The organism is Halovulum sp. GXIMD14793, assembly GCF_054457435.1.
Window position 1 is genome coordinate 23,280 of sequence record NZ_JBTLNE010000037.1, and the last position, 13,947, is coordinate 37,226.

Annotated in this window: 13 protein-coding genes; 5 read left to right on the forward strand and 8 right to left on the reverse strand. The window is 59.7% G+C overall.

Translation table 11 applies throughout. The features are described from left to right. The first annotated feature begins 52 nt into the window (after window positions 1-52). The gene (locus ACW9UQ_RS11810) at window positions 53-1,876 is read left to right on the forward strand and encodes an ATP-binding cassette domain-containing protein (protein ID WP_458931220.1); all 1,824 of its coding nucleotides are present in this window, start codon (window positions 53-55) and stop codon (window positions 1,874-1,876) included. Window positions 1,877-2,129: 253 nt separating this feature from the next. Here the strand turns inward: ACW9UQ_RS11810 and ACW9UQ_RS11815 are convergent, their stop codons facing one another. Then, on the reverse strand, window positions 2,130-2,939 hold the full coding sequence (locus ACW9UQ_RS11815; RefSeq protein WP_458931221.1) for a peroxiredoxin family protein: 810 nt from the start codon (window positions 2,937-2,939) through the stop codon (window positions 2,130-2,132). Between the two features lie 23 nt (window positions 2,940-2,962). Further along, the gene (locus ACW9UQ_RS11820; protein ID WP_458931222.1) at window positions 2,963-3,220 is read right to left on the reverse strand and encodes a hypothetical protein; all 258 of its coding nucleotides are present in this window, start codon (window positions 3,218-3,220) and stop codon (window positions 2,963-2,965) included. A 140-nt stretch (window positions 3,221-3,360) separates the two neighbouring features. On the opposite strand from ACW9UQ_RS11820, the gene ACW9UQ_RS11825 reads away from it, so the two are divergent. From ACW9UQ_RS11825 to ACW9UQ_RS11835, 3 genes are all read left to right on the forward strand, one after another. Further along, window positions 3,361-4,152 (forward strand): CE1 family esterase, encoded by a 792-nt coding sequence (locus ACW9UQ_RS11825; protein WP_458931223.1) that lies wholly within the window; start codon window positions 3,361-3,363, stop codon window positions 4,150-4,152. A gap of 102 nt (window positions 4,153-4,254) precedes the next feature. Next, window positions 4,255-4,851 (forward strand): uracil-DNA glycosylase family protein, encoded by a 597-nt coding sequence (locus ACW9UQ_RS11830; RefSeq protein WP_458931224.1) that lies wholly within the window; start codon window positions 4,255-4,257, stop codon window positions 4,849-4,851. After that, window positions 4,848-5,582: an SseB family protein gene (locus ACW9UQ_RS11835; RefSeq protein WP_458931225.1), complete on the forward strand. Its 735-nt coding sequence runs from the start codon at window positions 4,848-4,850 to the stop codon at window positions 5,580-5,582. The genes ACW9UQ_RS11830 and ACW9UQ_RS11835 overlap by 4 nt, the downstream gene beginning before the upstream one ends. 13 nt (window positions 5,583-5,595) lie before the next feature. On the opposite strand, the gene ACW9UQ_RS11840 is transcribed toward ACW9UQ_RS11835, so the two are convergent. The 6 genes from ACW9UQ_RS11840 to ACW9UQ_RS11865 are packed head-to-tail and all read right to left on the reverse strand — an operon-like array spanning window position 5,596 to window position 12,122. Then, window positions 5,596-6,531 carry a 2-hydroxyacid dehydrogenase gene (locus ACW9UQ_RS11840; protein WP_458931226.1) on the reverse strand — a complete coding sequence of 312 codons (936 nt, stop codon included), beginning with the start codon at window positions 6,529-6,531 and terminating at the stop codon, window positions 5,596-5,598. After that, window positions 6,531-7,670 carry a rod shape-determining protein RodA gene (gene rodA, locus ACW9UQ_RS11845; protein WP_458931227.1) on the reverse strand — a complete coding sequence of 380 codons (1,140 nt, stop codon included), beginning with the start codon at window positions 7,668-7,670 and terminating at the stop codon, window positions 6,531-6,533. The genes ACW9UQ_RS11840 and rodA overlap by 1 nt, the downstream gene beginning before the upstream one ends. Continuing rightward, window positions 7,667-9,574, reverse strand: a complete 1,908-nt coding sequence (mrdA, locus tag ACW9UQ_RS11850) for a penicillin-binding protein 2 (protein ID WP_458931228.1) — start codon at window positions 9,572-9,574, stop codon at window positions 7,667-7,669. Before mrdA ends, rodA begins: the two co-directional genes overlap by 4 nt. A 26-nt stretch (window positions 9,575-9,600) precedes the next feature. Next, window positions 9,601-10,137: a hypothetical protein gene (locus ACW9UQ_RS11855; protein WP_458931229.1), complete on the reverse strand. Its 537-nt coding sequence runs from the start codon at window positions 10,135-10,137 to the stop codon at window positions 9,601-9,603. Further along, complete coding sequence (gene mreC, locus ACW9UQ_RS11860; RefSeq protein WP_458931230.1) at window positions 10,134-11,048, reverse strand: rod shape-determining protein MreC; 915 nt, start codon at window positions 11,046-11,048, stop codon at window positions 10,134-10,136. The genes ACW9UQ_RS11855 and mreC overlap by 4 nt, the downstream gene beginning before the upstream one ends. A gap of 33 nt (window positions 11,049-11,081) precedes the next feature. Further along, a complete protein-coding gene (locus tag ACW9UQ_RS11865) occupies window positions 11,082-12,122 on the reverse strand; it encodes a rod shape-determining protein (RefSeq protein WP_458931231.1) in 1,041 nt (346 codons plus the stop codon). A gap of 459 nt (window positions 12,123-12,581) precedes the next feature. Between ACW9UQ_RS11865 and ACW9UQ_RS11870 the strand changes: the two genes are divergently transcribed. Then, on the forward strand, window positions 12,582-13,580 hold the full coding sequence (locus ACW9UQ_RS11870) for a phytanoyl-CoA dioxygenase family protein (RefSeq protein WP_458931232.1): 999 nt from the start codon (window positions 12,582-12,584) through the stop codon (window positions 13,578-13,580). Window positions 13,581-13,947 lie beyond the last annotated feature (367 nt).

Sequence of the window (13,947 nt, forward strand, 5' to 3'; positions counted from 1 at the left end):
TGCAAGAGGCAGGCGCTTGACCTTGCCGCGCCCGCCCGCAATAGAGGGCGTCATGGCCGAGCCTCCACTTCTGACCCTGTCCGATATCGCGCTGAGTTTCGGCGGCAATCCTTTGTTCACCGATATATCCCTGGCGGTGCAGCCGGGCGACCGTTTGTGCCTGGTCGGGCGCAACGGATCGGGCAAGTCGACTGTGCTGAAGATCATCGCCGGTCTGGTCGAGGCCGATGACGGCACCCGTTTCGTGCAGCCGGGCCGCGCGGTTGCTTATATGGAGCAGGACCCGGATTTTTCCGGTTTTGCCAGCCTGCGCGACTTCGTTGTGAACGGGCTGCCCGAGGCCGAGACTTACCGCGCCGATATTGCCCTTGAGGGGGTACAGCTGAACGGAGAGCTTGCGCCCGATGCTGCCAGCGGAGGCGAACGCCGCCGCGCGGCGCTGGCGAAACTGATCGCATCGGATGCCGATCTTTTGCTGATTGACGAGCCGACCAACCATTTGGACATCCGCGTGATCGACTGGCTGGAGGGGCATTTGCGCCAGACGCGTCAGGCCTTTGTGCTGATCTCGCATGACCGGGCATTCCTGCGGGCGCTGTCGCGCGCGACGCTGTGGCTGGATCGTGGTGTCTTGCGGCGGATGGAAAAGGGCTTTGATGCGTTTGAAGCCTGGCGTGACAAAGTCTTCGAGGAGGAAAATCAGGAGCGCCACAAACTCAACCGTCTGATCAAGGCCGAGGCCCGCTGGGCGGTCGAAGGCATCTCGGCGCGGCGCAAGCGCAATATGGGCCGTGTCCGGCGCTTGCAGGATTTGCGGGCCGAGCGTGCGGCGCAGATCCGGCGCACCGGTGTGGGGGCCATGGCGCTGGAGACGGCGACCACGTCTGGCAAGCTGGTGGTCGAAGCGGAGGAGATCTCTAAGACCTACGGGGATCGGACGGTGGTCCGGGATTTCTCGCTGAAAATTCAGCGCGGTGACCGGGTGGCGCTGATCGGGCCGAATGGGGCTGGCAAGACCACATTGCTGAAAATGCTGACGGATGAGTTGGCGCCGGATACCGGGCGGGTGCGTCTGGGCACCAAATTGCAGCCGGTGGTGTTTGATCAGAACCGGGCGGCGATCAACGGTGACATTTCGCTGTGGGATGCCCTGGTGTTGGACCCGGATCTGGCGGCCTCAGGCCGGAGTGATCAGATCATGGTGCGCGGTGCGCCGCGGCATGTGGTGGGGTATCTGAAGGATTTTCTGTTCTCGGACCAGCAGGCGCGCGGGCCGGTATCGGCCCTGTCCGGCGGGGAAAAGGCGCGGCTGTTGCTGGCCAAGCTGATGGCAAAGGACAGCAATTTCCTGATCCTGGATGAGCCGACCAACGATCTGGACATTGAAACGCTGGACCTGTTGCAGGAACTGATCGACGACTATCCCGGCACCGTGCTGCTGGTCAGCCATGACCGCGATTTCATTGACCGGGTGGCGACCACGACCATCGCCATGGACGGGCAGGGCGGGGCGGTGGTTTATGCTGGTGGGTATTCGGATTGCCTGTCGCAGCGCGGCTCGCAAGCTGACGCGGCAGAGCGACCTGCCGGTAAATCTGCGAAGAAACCGGAAAAGACGGCCACAAAACCCAAAGCGCAGGCGTCCGGCCTCAGCTTCACCCAGAAACACCGGCTAGAGGCGCTGCCTGCAGAAATGGACCAGCTGTCTGCCGATATTGCCAAGCTGGAAACCCTGCTGGCCGACCCGGACCTGTTCACCCGCGATCCGGCTAAATTTCAAAAAGCCACCGACGCGCTGGTCCAGCGGCAGGAAAAGCTGATGGCGGCCGAGGAAGAATGGCTTGAGCTGGAAAGCCTGCGTGAGGCCGGGGATTGAGATCGGGCGCAACGCATCCCACATGAAGGCACTAAAGCGTTTCGGGATAAACCTAAGACACAAGCTTATCCCGAAACGCAGTGATAAGCCGATAGGGTGTACGCGTTTCGATTTTATGCGATGTCTCAAGGTAAACTCGAAACGCTTTAACAGGGGCGGCTGGTGTCGAAGGGCTGAGACTTTCCCCAAGTGTTCGCCAAACCGTAAAGCGCAACTTGTAGGGTGGGTTTTAACCCACCCTACCCGGCGAGCGCTATAGCAGCCGCCAATAGTCGATAGGCTGGTCAAGACCGCTATCGTGCTGCACTTTTCCCTGACGGTCTATCACATAGATGGCTGGCGAATACTGCTGGCCCAGATATGTTGCGAGCATCATGTCTTCGTCCAGCAACACGCGAACCGGAATACCCTGACCACGCACGAAATCTTCGACCTTTTTCCAATGCAGGGTTGAGCCGTGCAGTGTCTCGTCCGTCACCACGATGGGCGGGTTGATGTGGTTTAGGAAATGGTGCGACATGCGGGCGTAGTTCAGCATGAACTCGGCATAGGGTCCGTTGGCACGGTAGGAGGGCATGACGCAAACCGGGGTCAGCTCATGCGCGCCGGCTGCTATCAGTTGCGCCAGGGATACATATCCCGCCCGCTCCATCCTTGGCAGCTCGATATCCAGCGAAATATACAAGGCATCATCCTCGTCTGCGACATCGGGCTGAAAGACACCCTGATCAAGCAAAAGCCTGTTCAGACGCTCCATTCTTGACTGATTGTCCCGAAACGCCTGCGCAAAGCACTGCTGCCTGTGTTGAGGGTCATCAGACAACATACCGATGTAGTAATGCGTCAGGGTATGGTAGTTGACGGTCTCGTTGTCCATGCCGTCCGTTGCGTAGGACATGATGCTTTTGTGGGCCAGCGCAAGTTTGCTCTTATGATAGTTGATGATGCCGTCGAACAGAACCGCTGGCGTGTTGTCGTTTGCCTGACGCAGGATCATGTTGATGATGCCGGCGATCACCTTGTTGGGTTTAAGGAGCGCGACAGCCTCTTCCAGATGAGACATGTGATCGCGTTCCCACAACATGATCAGGTAGTCGTAATTTTGGGTGCCGGGGCAGGGGTCGTGATCTGATACTCATCACCGCTGGTTTCGGATCGGCAGAGGTAGGTGTAGGCGTGTGGCAGCGCAATCTCGGCGAAATTATCATCCTGATTTTCCTTCAGCCGCGCGTGGTGGGCTGACGCATCCTCTCTGTTGATTGTCAGAACGACGTCGCCGACCGCCGCTGGTCCCATATATGGGCTGGCCAGCAGCTCTGAAATTACAAGCGATTGATTTGACATTATATTTATAGCCCCCAGCTACGGTTTGGCGGGACGCTACCGAGAAAACAGGTCTTCGCATAGACAAGGTTTTGACGAGCTTGTGATGCGTGGTGAATGCGCCGCAGGTTATATCGGTGCTGTAACAGTTCAGGACCACCATGCGCTTATTTTCAATCCTTGCTGTGATGCTTTGGATGTCCGGGGCTGCACAGGCCGATGCACCCTGCCTGGAACAGGACCCTTGCGCCCTTGGCGACCGGTCCTATCATGTGAAACTGCCCGATGACTGGGACGGGGTCAGCCCGATGCCGGTGATGCTGCATTTTCATGGTTGGGGGCGGCAGGGCACGTTGATTGTGAAGCATTCCCGCATTTCAGGGGCAACGCGGCGCGCTGGTGTGCTGCTGCTGGCTCCGAACGGTCTGGGCAAAAGCTGGAACTTCTGGAATGGCGGGGCACAGGATGTGGCCTTTGCCGAAGAGGTCCTGGCCGATGCGGCCAAGCGCTGGCCGATTGATCGGGGCCGTATCTATGTCTCGGGCTATTCCTATGGGGCGGCGATGGCCTGGCGGTTTGCCTGTCAGTCGCGGGTTCCGGTCGCGGCCTTGCTGGCGGTGTCTGGGACGTTGCGGCAGGATGAGGATTGCGCAGGACCGGTTGAGGTGCGCCATGTCCATGGCTTGCGCGACACAGTGATGGATTTCCCAATAGGGCCGGGCGGGGATGTGACCTATCCGGTGGCCTTGTGGCGGCGGGAGAATGGGTGTCTGGGACAGCCGGATCAGATCGCCGACTGGCAGGTGACGGAGCGGGATGTGTTCACCCGGCATGTCTGGCAGAGATGTAGCTCGGGCCGGGAGGTGCGCTTGGATGTGCATAAACGCGGCCACTTTATCCCGCGCGGCTGGCTCAAGCGGCAGTTGGAGGAATTGCTGGCCGCAGGTGGATAAGGCCAGCTTGTGCCTTTGGACAAACCCAAAGACGCTTGCGTCAAGACGTTATGCCGGATCAGATCTGGACGCGTCCTTACAGTGGTCTAAATCTAATCCCCGATGACCAGTCTTAAAACGCTCTCCAAGGATATCGCGGATTGCCGGCTTTGTGCCGACCGGTTTGCGGCCACAGTCACCGGGCACGCCCCGCGTCCTGTGTTCTGGCCCTCGGCAACGGCGCGTATTCTGGTCTCGGGGCAGGCCCCGGGGATGCGGGTGCATGAGACAGGGGTGCCGTTCAATGACCGGTCGGGCGATCGGCTGCGTGACTGGATGGGGCTGGACCGGGCGCAGTTCTATGACCGTGATCTGGTGGCGATCCTGCCGATGGGATTTTGTTTTCCGGGCTATGACGCCAAGGGCTCGGACCTGCCGCCGCCGCCGGTTTGCGCCAAAACATGGCGGCAGCCCGCGTTGGAAGCTATGCCGCAGATCAGGCTGCATTTGCTGGTCGGCGGGTATTCGCAGCGTTGGCATCTGGGCAAGGGTGCTGTGACGCAAACGGTTGCGGGCTGGCGGGATCACCTGCCGGGTACCCTGCCGCTGCCGCATCCCAGCTGGCGCAATACCGGCTGGCTGAAAAAGCACCCTTGGTTCGAGGCAGAGGTGCTGCCCTGGTTGCGCGCCCGCGTGGCAGAGCTTATCTCAAAGCCATGACACCGCTTGACCAAGCCATGGCCGCCCGCGACGGCAGCGAAGCTGCCGAGATGGCATTCTATGCCGCCCTGCAGACCGCCGAGATGTTTCTGGTTCTGGAAGAGGAACCCGAAGCCGACACTATCCGGCCGCTTTTGTTGCAGACCGGCGAAGCTGAGGTCGCGCTTGTTTTTGATCAGGCGGAAAGGCTTGCGGCATTTCTGGGCCAGCCCGGTGCCTTTGTCTGTCTGGCCGGGCGGCAGGTCACAACGATGCTGGCGGGTCAGCGGCTGGCGCTGGGTGTCAATCTGGGAACGGCGCAGGAGACCTTGCTGAGCAGTGAGGAAATCGACTGGCTGGCGGGGTTAACCCCACCTGAGGCTGAGATCACAAAGGATTTGCCTGGGACGATCCGCCCGCCGCAAGGGGTGTCTGAGGCGGCTTTGGCATCCCTTGATACCCGTTTGGCGCAATATGGGGGACCCGGACGCGGGGCGTGGTTGGTGGACGCGGTGCGCGGCGGGCAAGGCTCCCCTTTGGTGGTCATTGCGGGTTTGCCGCCTGAGGCCGAGGCCGGGTTGGCGGCGGCTTTGACAGAGGCGGCTCAGTTCGCCGGTTTGGAGATGCTGGAACTGGCTTTCGTGGCGGCAGATGCGCCCGTTTTGGAGCGGTTGAAAGCGACGGGTTTGCAGTTTGACATGGATTTGCAGGATGGGCCGCAACATCGGGACGGCCCGCCCAAGTTGATCTGAAGCTATCGGTCGCTTAATACCCACGCTCCCGGTCCACGACATGCAGCAGGGGCAGGCCACGCTGATCGCGCGCGATGTTTCTGGCCACCACCTGTGCCGCCGTATCCGGCCGTGTGGCGGAGGCGATATGCGGCGTCACCGTAACCTTGGAATGCGCCCAGAACGGATGGGCTGAGGGCAGGGGTTCTTCCCGGAACACGTCGAGGGTGGCATGGCCCAGGGCACCGCTGTCGAGGGCTGTGACCAATGCCTCGTCATCAATCAGGGGGCCGCGCCCGGGGTTGATGATCACCGCCCCTTTGGGCATCAGCGCCAGCCGGTCCGTATCAAGCAGGTTCCATGTCTCGGGCGTCAGGGGCAGCAGAAGAACCAGGATTTCCGAGCTGCGCAGGATCGCCTCCAGCCCTTCTGAGCCGGACAGGCAGTCCACACCGTCGATCTGATGCGGACGGCGGCTCCAGCCAGACACCTCAAAGCCCAGCCCGGCCAGTGCGGTCGAGCAACAGGTGCCCAATGCCCCCAGCCCCAGAATGCCGACACGTCGGTTGCGTGCCAGCGGGGACAAGGGCTGTTGCCGCCAGATGCCGTCCTGGTTCAGGATATCAGCGTCGATATTCAGATGGTGGCGCAGCACATGGGCGGTGACCCAGTCGCGCATGCCTTCCTCAAGTCCCGGATCAACCATACGGCAGAGCGGTTGTGTCAGGCTGTCATTGGTCACGATCCGTTCCACCCCGGCCCACAGGCTGAGAACCGCGCGGCAATTGGTGAAGGGCGTAAAATCCGCCAGCCCGCCGGAGGGGGCATAGACAACATAGTCGATGGTCTCAGGCGCATCACATTCCAGCAGGATATTCGCCTCGACCCCCGCCTCCTGCAGGGCTTTTGGCAATGTCTCGGCATAGTCGTCCCAGGTGCCTGGGCGCGCGGAAAACAGGATATTCAGCATTATCGGGGCCTGTGTATATGTGCACTTTGTATCAGGCCGAAAGCCCCCAGCAGCACCAGCATCGCGGTGCCACCGTAAGAGACCAGCGGCAGGGGAACCCCGACGACCGGGATCACGCCCATAACCATGGCCATGTTGACGGCGAAAAAGAAGAAGAACGTGGCCGCAATCCCGCCGGTCAACAAGGCGCCGAACCGGTCGCGATTGCGCATCATGGAGACCATCGCGAAAATCACGATCAGCAGATAAAGCGCCAGCAGAGAGATTGAGCCGACAAAGCCGAATTCCTCGGCCAGGGTGGTGAAGATGAAATCGGTATGCTTTTCGGGCAGGAAGGACAGTTGCGTTTGCGTGCCTTCCATGAAGCCCCGCCCTGACAACCCGCCGGAGCCAAGGGCGATCTTGGACTGGGTGATGTGATAGCCAGCGCCTGTTGGTTCAAGGGACGGGTCCAGAAACACCTCAATCCGCCGATATTGATAATCCTTCAGGATTTGCCAGTCAGTGCCGCGGCTTTGCATCACCAGCGTAACCAGCCCGATCGCCGATGCGATGCCAACGCCGAAATACCAAAGGGAGACACCGGCCAAAAACATCACCACGGCGGCCCCTGCACCCAGCAGGATAGCCGTGCCCAGATCAGGCTGTTTCAGCACCAGCGCCATGGGGATCAGGGTCAGGATCACAGGCGGGATCAGCCAGAGCGGGTGTGAAACTTTCTTGGGATCAAGCCAGTCATAGTAAAGTGCGAGTACCATGACCAAGGCGATCTTCATCAACTCGGACGGTTGCAGCACCATGAATTTAAGGTCAATCCAGCGCTGCGCGCCCATGCCCACATGGCCAAACAGTTCGACATAAAGCAACAACAGCACGCCAACCAGATAGGCTATGGGGGTGATGTTGCGCCAAAACCGGATATGGATCAGCCCGACGATCATCATGATCACAAGACCGGCCGCAAAGCGCTTCATCTGCGGTTCGGCCCAGGCGTCCAGACGCCCGCCTGCCACGGAATAGAGCATCATGAACCCGACGCAGGCGACAGCACTTGGAAGCAGCACCAACGCCCAGTTAACATGCAACAGCTTGCGCCATCCGGTCGGCAGCTGTCGGTGGGATTGATCCAGAAAGCTCATGCGCGGTCGCTTCCGCTGCGGGGGCCGGTTTCTGGTGGGGTCTCCGGCTCTGCCTCGCGCTGCTGTTCGATGGCTGGGCGCAGATTGGCTGGATAGGCTGACAGGGGGGCTGGCCCCTCATAGAGGGCGTGCATCATGATGTCACGGGCGATTGGCGCGGCCGCGACCGATCCGCCGCCGCCATGTTCAACCACAACTGCCGTTGCATAGCGTGGTTTGTCAAAGGGGGCATAGCAGACAAACAATGCGTGGTCGCGCCGTTCCCAGGGCAGGTCCTTGTTGCGCGTGACACCCCGGGCGCGTTCCTCTTTCGTGATGATGCGTACCTGCGAGGTGCCGGTTTTGCCTGCCATGCGGTTTTCCGGATCAACGATGCGGGAACGATATCCCGTGCCGCGCCGGGTATTGACCACCTGATCCATACCTATGCGTGCATGGCCCAGATTTTGCGGGGCGATCCCCAGATCGGCCATTTCCGGAACTGGCAGAGGCGCACCATCAAGGGCGCGCACCAAACGCGGCATCACGACCTTGCCGGTGGCGATACGGGCGGTCATGACGGCCAGTTGCAGTGGCGTGGCCAGCACAAAGCCCTGACCGATCCCGGAATTCAGGGTGTCACCGATCAGCCAATCCTCGTCCCGCGTGCGTTTTTTCCAATCCCGGGTCGGGGTCAGACCCTCATGGATCGCGGGCATGGGCAGATCATAGCGCACGCCGATCCCAAGGCGGTTGGCCATCTTCGTGATCTCATCAATTCCGACCCGGCGCGCGATGTCATAGTAGAACACATCGCAGCTGCCCTTCAGGCTTTCGTGCAGATCGACATGGCCGTGCCCGCCGCGCCGCCAACAATGGAAGCGGCGATTGCCAAGCTGGTAATGCCCGGGGCAATAGACGGTTTCGTTCGGGTTCAGCACCCCGGCCTCAAGGGCCGCCAGTAACACCACCATCTTGAAGGTGGAGCCGGGCGGATAGGCCCCTGACACCGCCTTGTTCGACAGCGGCCGGTGATCGTCATTCAGCAGCGCATTCCAGTCCGGTAACGAGATGCCGAAGACAAAGGCGTTGGGGTCAAAGGACGGGGCCGAAGCGCTGGCCATGATATCCCCGGTTTGAACGTCGAGCACGACAGCGGCGGCGCTTTCATCGCCCATCCGGCGAATGGCGTATTCCTGCAGCTTTGCGTCAATGGTCAGGTGCATGTCCTGACCCGAGGTGCCTTCGGTCCGGCCCAGTTCGCGCATGATCCGGCCTGCGGCATTGACCTCAATCCGGCGGTTGCCTGCCTTGCCGCGCAGGTCATCCTCGGACTTCAGTTCAACACCGGTTTTGCCGATCTGAAAATCCGGTACTTGGGTCAGCACCGGGTCGGGATCGGGAATGCGTTCCAGATCACGGTCCGAGACGGGGCCGACATAGCCGACGATATGCGCGGTCGTATCCTTGAGCGGGTAGGCGCGGGTCAGGCCGACCGCGGGTGATATGCCCGGCAGGGCAGGGGCGTTGGCCGCGATGCGGGCCACGTGATCCCAGTCAAGATGCTCGGCCACCGTGATTTCCACATGGCCGGGGCGCTTGGTTAGTTCTTTCAACGCCTTGTCGCGCTCTTCCTCAGTCAGCGGTATCAGGCGCGCCAGACGATCAAGTGCTGTCGCCGGATCGCCAGCTTGCTCACGCACCATGGTGACGCGGTAATTCTGTTCGTTCACCGCCAGTTGCGATCCGTTGCGATCAAAGATCAGACCGCGCGCCGGGGCCAGAAGGCGAATATTGATGCGGTTTTCTTCGGCCAGCAGTCGAAATGTATCGGCCTGTTCGACCTGCAATTGCCGCATGCGCAAGCCAAGACCGCCAATCACAAGAAACTGGAAGCCGAGCAGCATAGTGCCGCGCCGGGTCATGCCCGGTTTCTTTTTCTCGGGCGCCCTCATCCAACCCGCCCCAAACGGAAAGATTCCTTCGGCTTCGGCGCCCTGATATAAAGCACGTAATGCAGGAACAGCACGATAAGCGGATAGCTCAGGACGGTCAGCGTGAAAAACTCAAGCATGCGCGCACCGCTGGGCTGGGGAACCAGTGCCAGAGACAGAACCAGCCATTGCAGCACCAGAGCAATGGAAAAGACGCTGATAAATGTCAGATACTCCACGATAAAATGCTGGCGGCGCAGCACCACAGATTGCCCGCGAAAGAACTCCGACGCGATTAAGCCAAGCAATGCCCATAACCCGACCGGGCGGCCCAGAATGAAGTCGGCCAGCAGCAACAAGGGCACCAGCAGCAGAATGGGCAGCGTATCGGGGCGGCGCAACAGCCATGCGGCCATCAGCGCGAACAGGATATCGGGTAGGGCCATTGCATCGGCCTGCAACTGCAGGGGCATCAGCGGAAACAGGATCGCCAGAGCAGCCAAAAACACAAACAATGCTGACTGTGCCGGGGCGGGAAGCCAAGCGTCGGTCATTGCGTCACCGTGCTGTCTTCGGCCAGTTCATCTGCGCCGATGTCTTCAGGACGGAGCGGGCCGATCAGATCGCCCGCACCGGTTATCGTTTCGCTCCGGCCAGGGCGCAGAACGCGGATGAATTCCAGTCTGCGATAATCCGCCGCCAGCCGCACCCGCAGCCGACCGTCCTGTGCCACGGCAACTGTGCCGATCAGGATATCGGGGGGCAGCACGCCACCATCGCCCGAGGTGAAAACCCGGTCGCCTGGCTGCAACTCTTCGGGGTCTTCGATGAACTCCAGCAAAGGGGCGTTGGTGTTGTCGCCGGTCAGCAAGCCGCGCTGACCCGAGCGGTCGACAATGATCGGAATGCGGGAGTTGATGTCGGTCAGCAGGATAACGCGCGAGGTCCGCTCCCCTACACCAGAAATGCGGCCCACCAGACCCAGCCCGTCCACCGTGGCCGACCCGTCCTGCACGCCGTCAATTCGCCCGATATTCAACAGACCGGACTGCCGAAACGGGCTGCCGGTATCGGCCAGCACTTCGCCCGAGATGAAGCTGAGGCGCGGCGACAGGCGCACATTGTTCAATGCCCGCAAACGCGCGTTCTTTTCCTCAAGCTGCAGGGCAGCCTCGCGCCAGCCTTTCAGGCGCTGGATTTCCCGGCGCAACTCGCGGTTCTGAACGTAAAGATCGTCCATCGTCTGATAGTCGGAAAAGAGATTTGAGACATAGGTGACCGGGTTGATGGTCCAGTCAAAGCTTGGGCGGATGGCATCAAGGATGGCGATGCGGATATTCTCGACCCGTGGATTGTCGATGCGCCACAGAACAAAGATGCCCAGCAACAGCACGGAAAACCCGACCAGCAGTATTCGCCGGATCGAGCGCCACATCGCCGAAGCCTGGTCGTTACCTGTTGCCAATCAACCGTGCCTTTCCCTGCCGCGCATCCCGCGTCAGTCGTTAAAGTCTAGCACATGTTTGAGCTGTTGCTCATATTCCAGCGATTTTCCGGTGCCAAGGGCCACGCAGTTCAGCGTTTCATCGGCCACGGAGATCGCCAGCCCGGTCTGTTCGCGCAAGGCCAGATCCAGATCGCCCAGCAGCGCACCGCCACCGGTCAGCATGACGCCGCGGTCGACGATATCGGCTGCCAGATCGGGCGGGGTGGATTCCAGTGCGGTCATCACCGCCTCGCAGATTTGCTGCACCGGTTCGGCCAACGCTTCGGCCACCTGAGCCTGCGTGACCTCGGTTTCCTTGGGCACACCGTTCAGCAGATCGCGGCCCCTGATATCCATGGATTGGCCGCGCCCGTCATCCGGCATACGTGCCGTCCCGATGGAGGTCTTGATCCGCTCTGCCGTTGCATCGCCCACCAGCAGGTTATGCTGGCGGCGCAGATAGCTGACAATCGCCTCATCCATGCGGTCGCCGCCCACGCGGACGGAGCGAGCATAGACGATGTCCCCCAGGGACAGAACCGCAACCTCGGTCGTGCCGCCGCCAATATCGACAACCATGTTGCCGGTCGGCTCGGTGATCGGCATTCCGGCGCCGATGGCCGCGGCAATCGGTTCGGCCAGAAGACCAACCTTGCGCGCGCCTGCCTGTTCGACAGAGGACCGGATCGCCCGTTTCTCAACCGGTGTGGCACCATGCGGCACGCAGACCAGAACCTTGGGTTTGGCCCAGGACCCGCCCTTGTGGACCTTGCGGATAAAGAACTTGATCATCTCTTCCGCGACGTCGAAATCCGCGATCACCCCATCGCGCATCGGCCGGATCGCCTCGATCGAGCCTGGGGTCCGGCCCAGCATCAGTTTGGCGGCTTCGCCCACGGCCAGAACATTCTTGCGCCCGTCCTTGACCTGATAGGCGACCACCGAAGGTTCGTTCAGAACGATCCCCTTGCCCTTGACATAGACCAGTGTGTTCGCTGTGCCGAGGTCGATGGCCATATCTGCTGAAAACAAGCCTGAAAGTGAACCAAACATTCCGTTGCTGCCCCGCTGCCTTGCGGCATGATATTGTTGCTGACTGCTGCTATTGCCCTTTGAAAACTGTGTATACGCTTCTGTTTGAGGGGCTGCAAAGGGAAGTTGTTAGAAATGGACTGATCTGAGCGGTGAACCTCCAACGAAAGCGCGTTACACCTTGAGAATTTGGCCTGTATCGACCTATATATCCCGCGGTAACGCCCCGAAGTGACCTCGAAACGCGAACCTGGCGGCGGTGTTCTGAAAACCTGTGCTCAATGGGGAGGGTTGGAGGCGGATCGCGGATGATCGCGCTCTGCGCAGGCATTTTCCCGCCCAGTGACGTGTTCATTTAATGCAGCGGATTGTTAAGGGGGCGCTTCGGTTGTCAGAAAAGTGCAGGGCCTTTGCCTAAACCGACAGTGCTATGTCTGAGAGGTGACCAGTGCGCCTCAGACACTATGTTGGCAAGATGCGATGGCTGTGTACGAGAAAATGCTTCAGAAAATGGGGATATTGAGCATGGTTGAAGTCAGATACAGCGATATTTTTCATAGAACCAAGCTTCAGGACTATTATGCGATCCCGCAAGAACAGCTTGATCATGTGCATTACAGCAAGCTCGCGTCGCCGCCAAAATACGACGTCTATCCGGCCAAGCTGGTCGGCGATGACAGGATGCGCACGGAGTTTTTGAACAGTCTGACCGAGAACCAAAGATATTATGGTGAGAACGGTTACCTTATCTCCCGCAACCTGATCCCTCATGATTTATGTGATGCCTATCTTGAACTGCGAAAGAAACGTGGCATGGGTCAGAATCAGTTTTCTGATTCAACACCATATGTAGAGCATCCTGAAATTCGTCGCATTGCGACTTACAAGCCTTTGATGGATATTATCCGGGAACTGCATGGGTATGAGCCCGGGCTGATCTTTACCCTGACAGGGTTTAAAAGCACCGAGCGTGGTTGGCATCAGGATGCCTATTTGGATCGTGATGATGCCATTCCCCGCATCGCAACTTGGATTGCGATAGATGACGTCGATGAAGAGTGTGGCCCATTCGAATACATCCCCGGCAGCCATCACTGGATGGCGCTTTCCAACGTCAAGATCAATGAATACCTAAAGGAAGAGTATCGTTGGCCCAACGGCCACCGTGCGCGCGCTGCGGGTGTTCCCGGTTGGGGTCGTATATCGGAGGCTTTTGTAGACCCTGCCGTTTATGCCAAGATCGAACGCGATGGCGCGGAAGTGAAGCATTTCACCGCCAAGAAGGGTGACGTGATGTTCTGGTATGGTCGCCTGATGCATCGTGGTTCCCCACCTCGCCGCGAGGGGGCAACACGCTCGGGGCTGATCGGACACTATTCACCGATTTTCGAAAGAGAGCGCGGGGTTTTCCGCGAGGATGGCAATGGCAGCCGGTATATTCTTCCACCGGACAAGGTCGAATCCTGGACGGCTGTCTAGGCCTGGCCCCGCAATCCCCCAAAGGATGCTCAACTTTATAAGTTCGCGAAACCTGCGAGTATTGCTGGGATTAGCGCGTCATACGAAAAAAACCTGAAACGTCCAACACGGCCTGAAGCCATAGATTTCTCAGCGTTTGATGAGACCTGGTATCTTAGGTATTAAGCGAGACGATAGAAGACAAAGTCGTCAGGGGACGTTATCTTTGGTCGTCCGGTATGTCGTTTTCCATCATTTCAGCATGGCATCTGACCTGCCCCCCGAGGCTCCCTCATTCATAACGAGAGTCTGCGGGTCTGGTTTTCATATTCGTTGGTTTCGTTTTGGGCAAGCGCGCCGGGCGCGGAGCCCTCAAATTGCTCAAGCG

What these genes read in the sequence shown, in the direction of transcription:
- ACW9UQ_RS11810 (WP_458931220.1), top strand. Translation starts at nt 53, where the DNA reads ATGGCCGAGCCTCCACTTCTGACCCTGTCCGATATCGCGCTGAGTTTC.
- ACW9UQ_RS11815 (WP_458931221.1), bottom strand. Translation starts at nt 2,939, where the DNA reads ATGTCTCATCTGGAAGAGGCTGTCGCGCTCCTTAAACCCAACAAGGTG.
- ACW9UQ_RS11820 (WP_458931222.1), bottom strand. Translation starts at nt 3,220, where the DNA reads ATGTCAAATCAATCGCTTGTAATTTCAGAGCTGCTGGCCAGCCCATAT.
- ACW9UQ_RS11825 (WP_458931223.1), top strand. Translation starts at nt 3,361, where the DNA reads ATGCGCTTATTTTCAATCCTTGCTGTGATGCTTTGGATGTCCGGGGCT.
- ACW9UQ_RS11830 (WP_458931224.1), top strand. Translation starts at nt 4,255, where the DNA reads ATGACCAGTCTTAAAACGCTCTCCAAGGATATCGCGGATTGCCGGCTT.
- ACW9UQ_RS11835 (WP_458931225.1), top strand. Translation starts at nt 4,848, where the DNA reads ATGACACCGCTTGACCAAGCCATGGCCGCCCGCGACGGCAGCGAAGCT.
- ACW9UQ_RS11840 (WP_458931226.1), bottom strand. Translation starts at nt 6,531, where the DNA reads ATGCTGAATATCCTGTTTTCCGCGCGCCCAGGCACCTGGGACGACTAT.
- rodA (WP_458931227.1), bottom strand. Translation starts at nt 7,670, where the DNA reads ATGAGCTTTCTGGATCAATCCCACCGACAGCTGCCGACCGGATGGCGC.
- mrdA (WP_458931228.1), bottom strand. Translation starts at nt 9,574, where the DNA reads ATGACCCGGCGCGGCACTATGCTGCTCGGCTTCCAGTTTCTTGTGATT.
- ACW9UQ_RS11855 (WP_458931229.1), bottom strand. Translation starts at nt 10,137, where the DNA reads ATGACCGACGCTTGGCTTCCCGCCCCGGCACAGTCAGCATTGTTTGTG.
- ACW9UQ_RS11865 (WP_458931231.1), bottom strand. Translation starts at nt 12,122, where the DNA reads ATGTTTGGTTCACTTTCAGGCTTGTTTTCAGCAGATATGGCCATCGAC.
- ACW9UQ_RS11870 (WP_458931232.1), top strand. Translation starts at nt 12,582, where the DNA reads ATGGCTGTGTACGAGAAAATGCTTCAGAAAATGGGGATATTGAGCATG.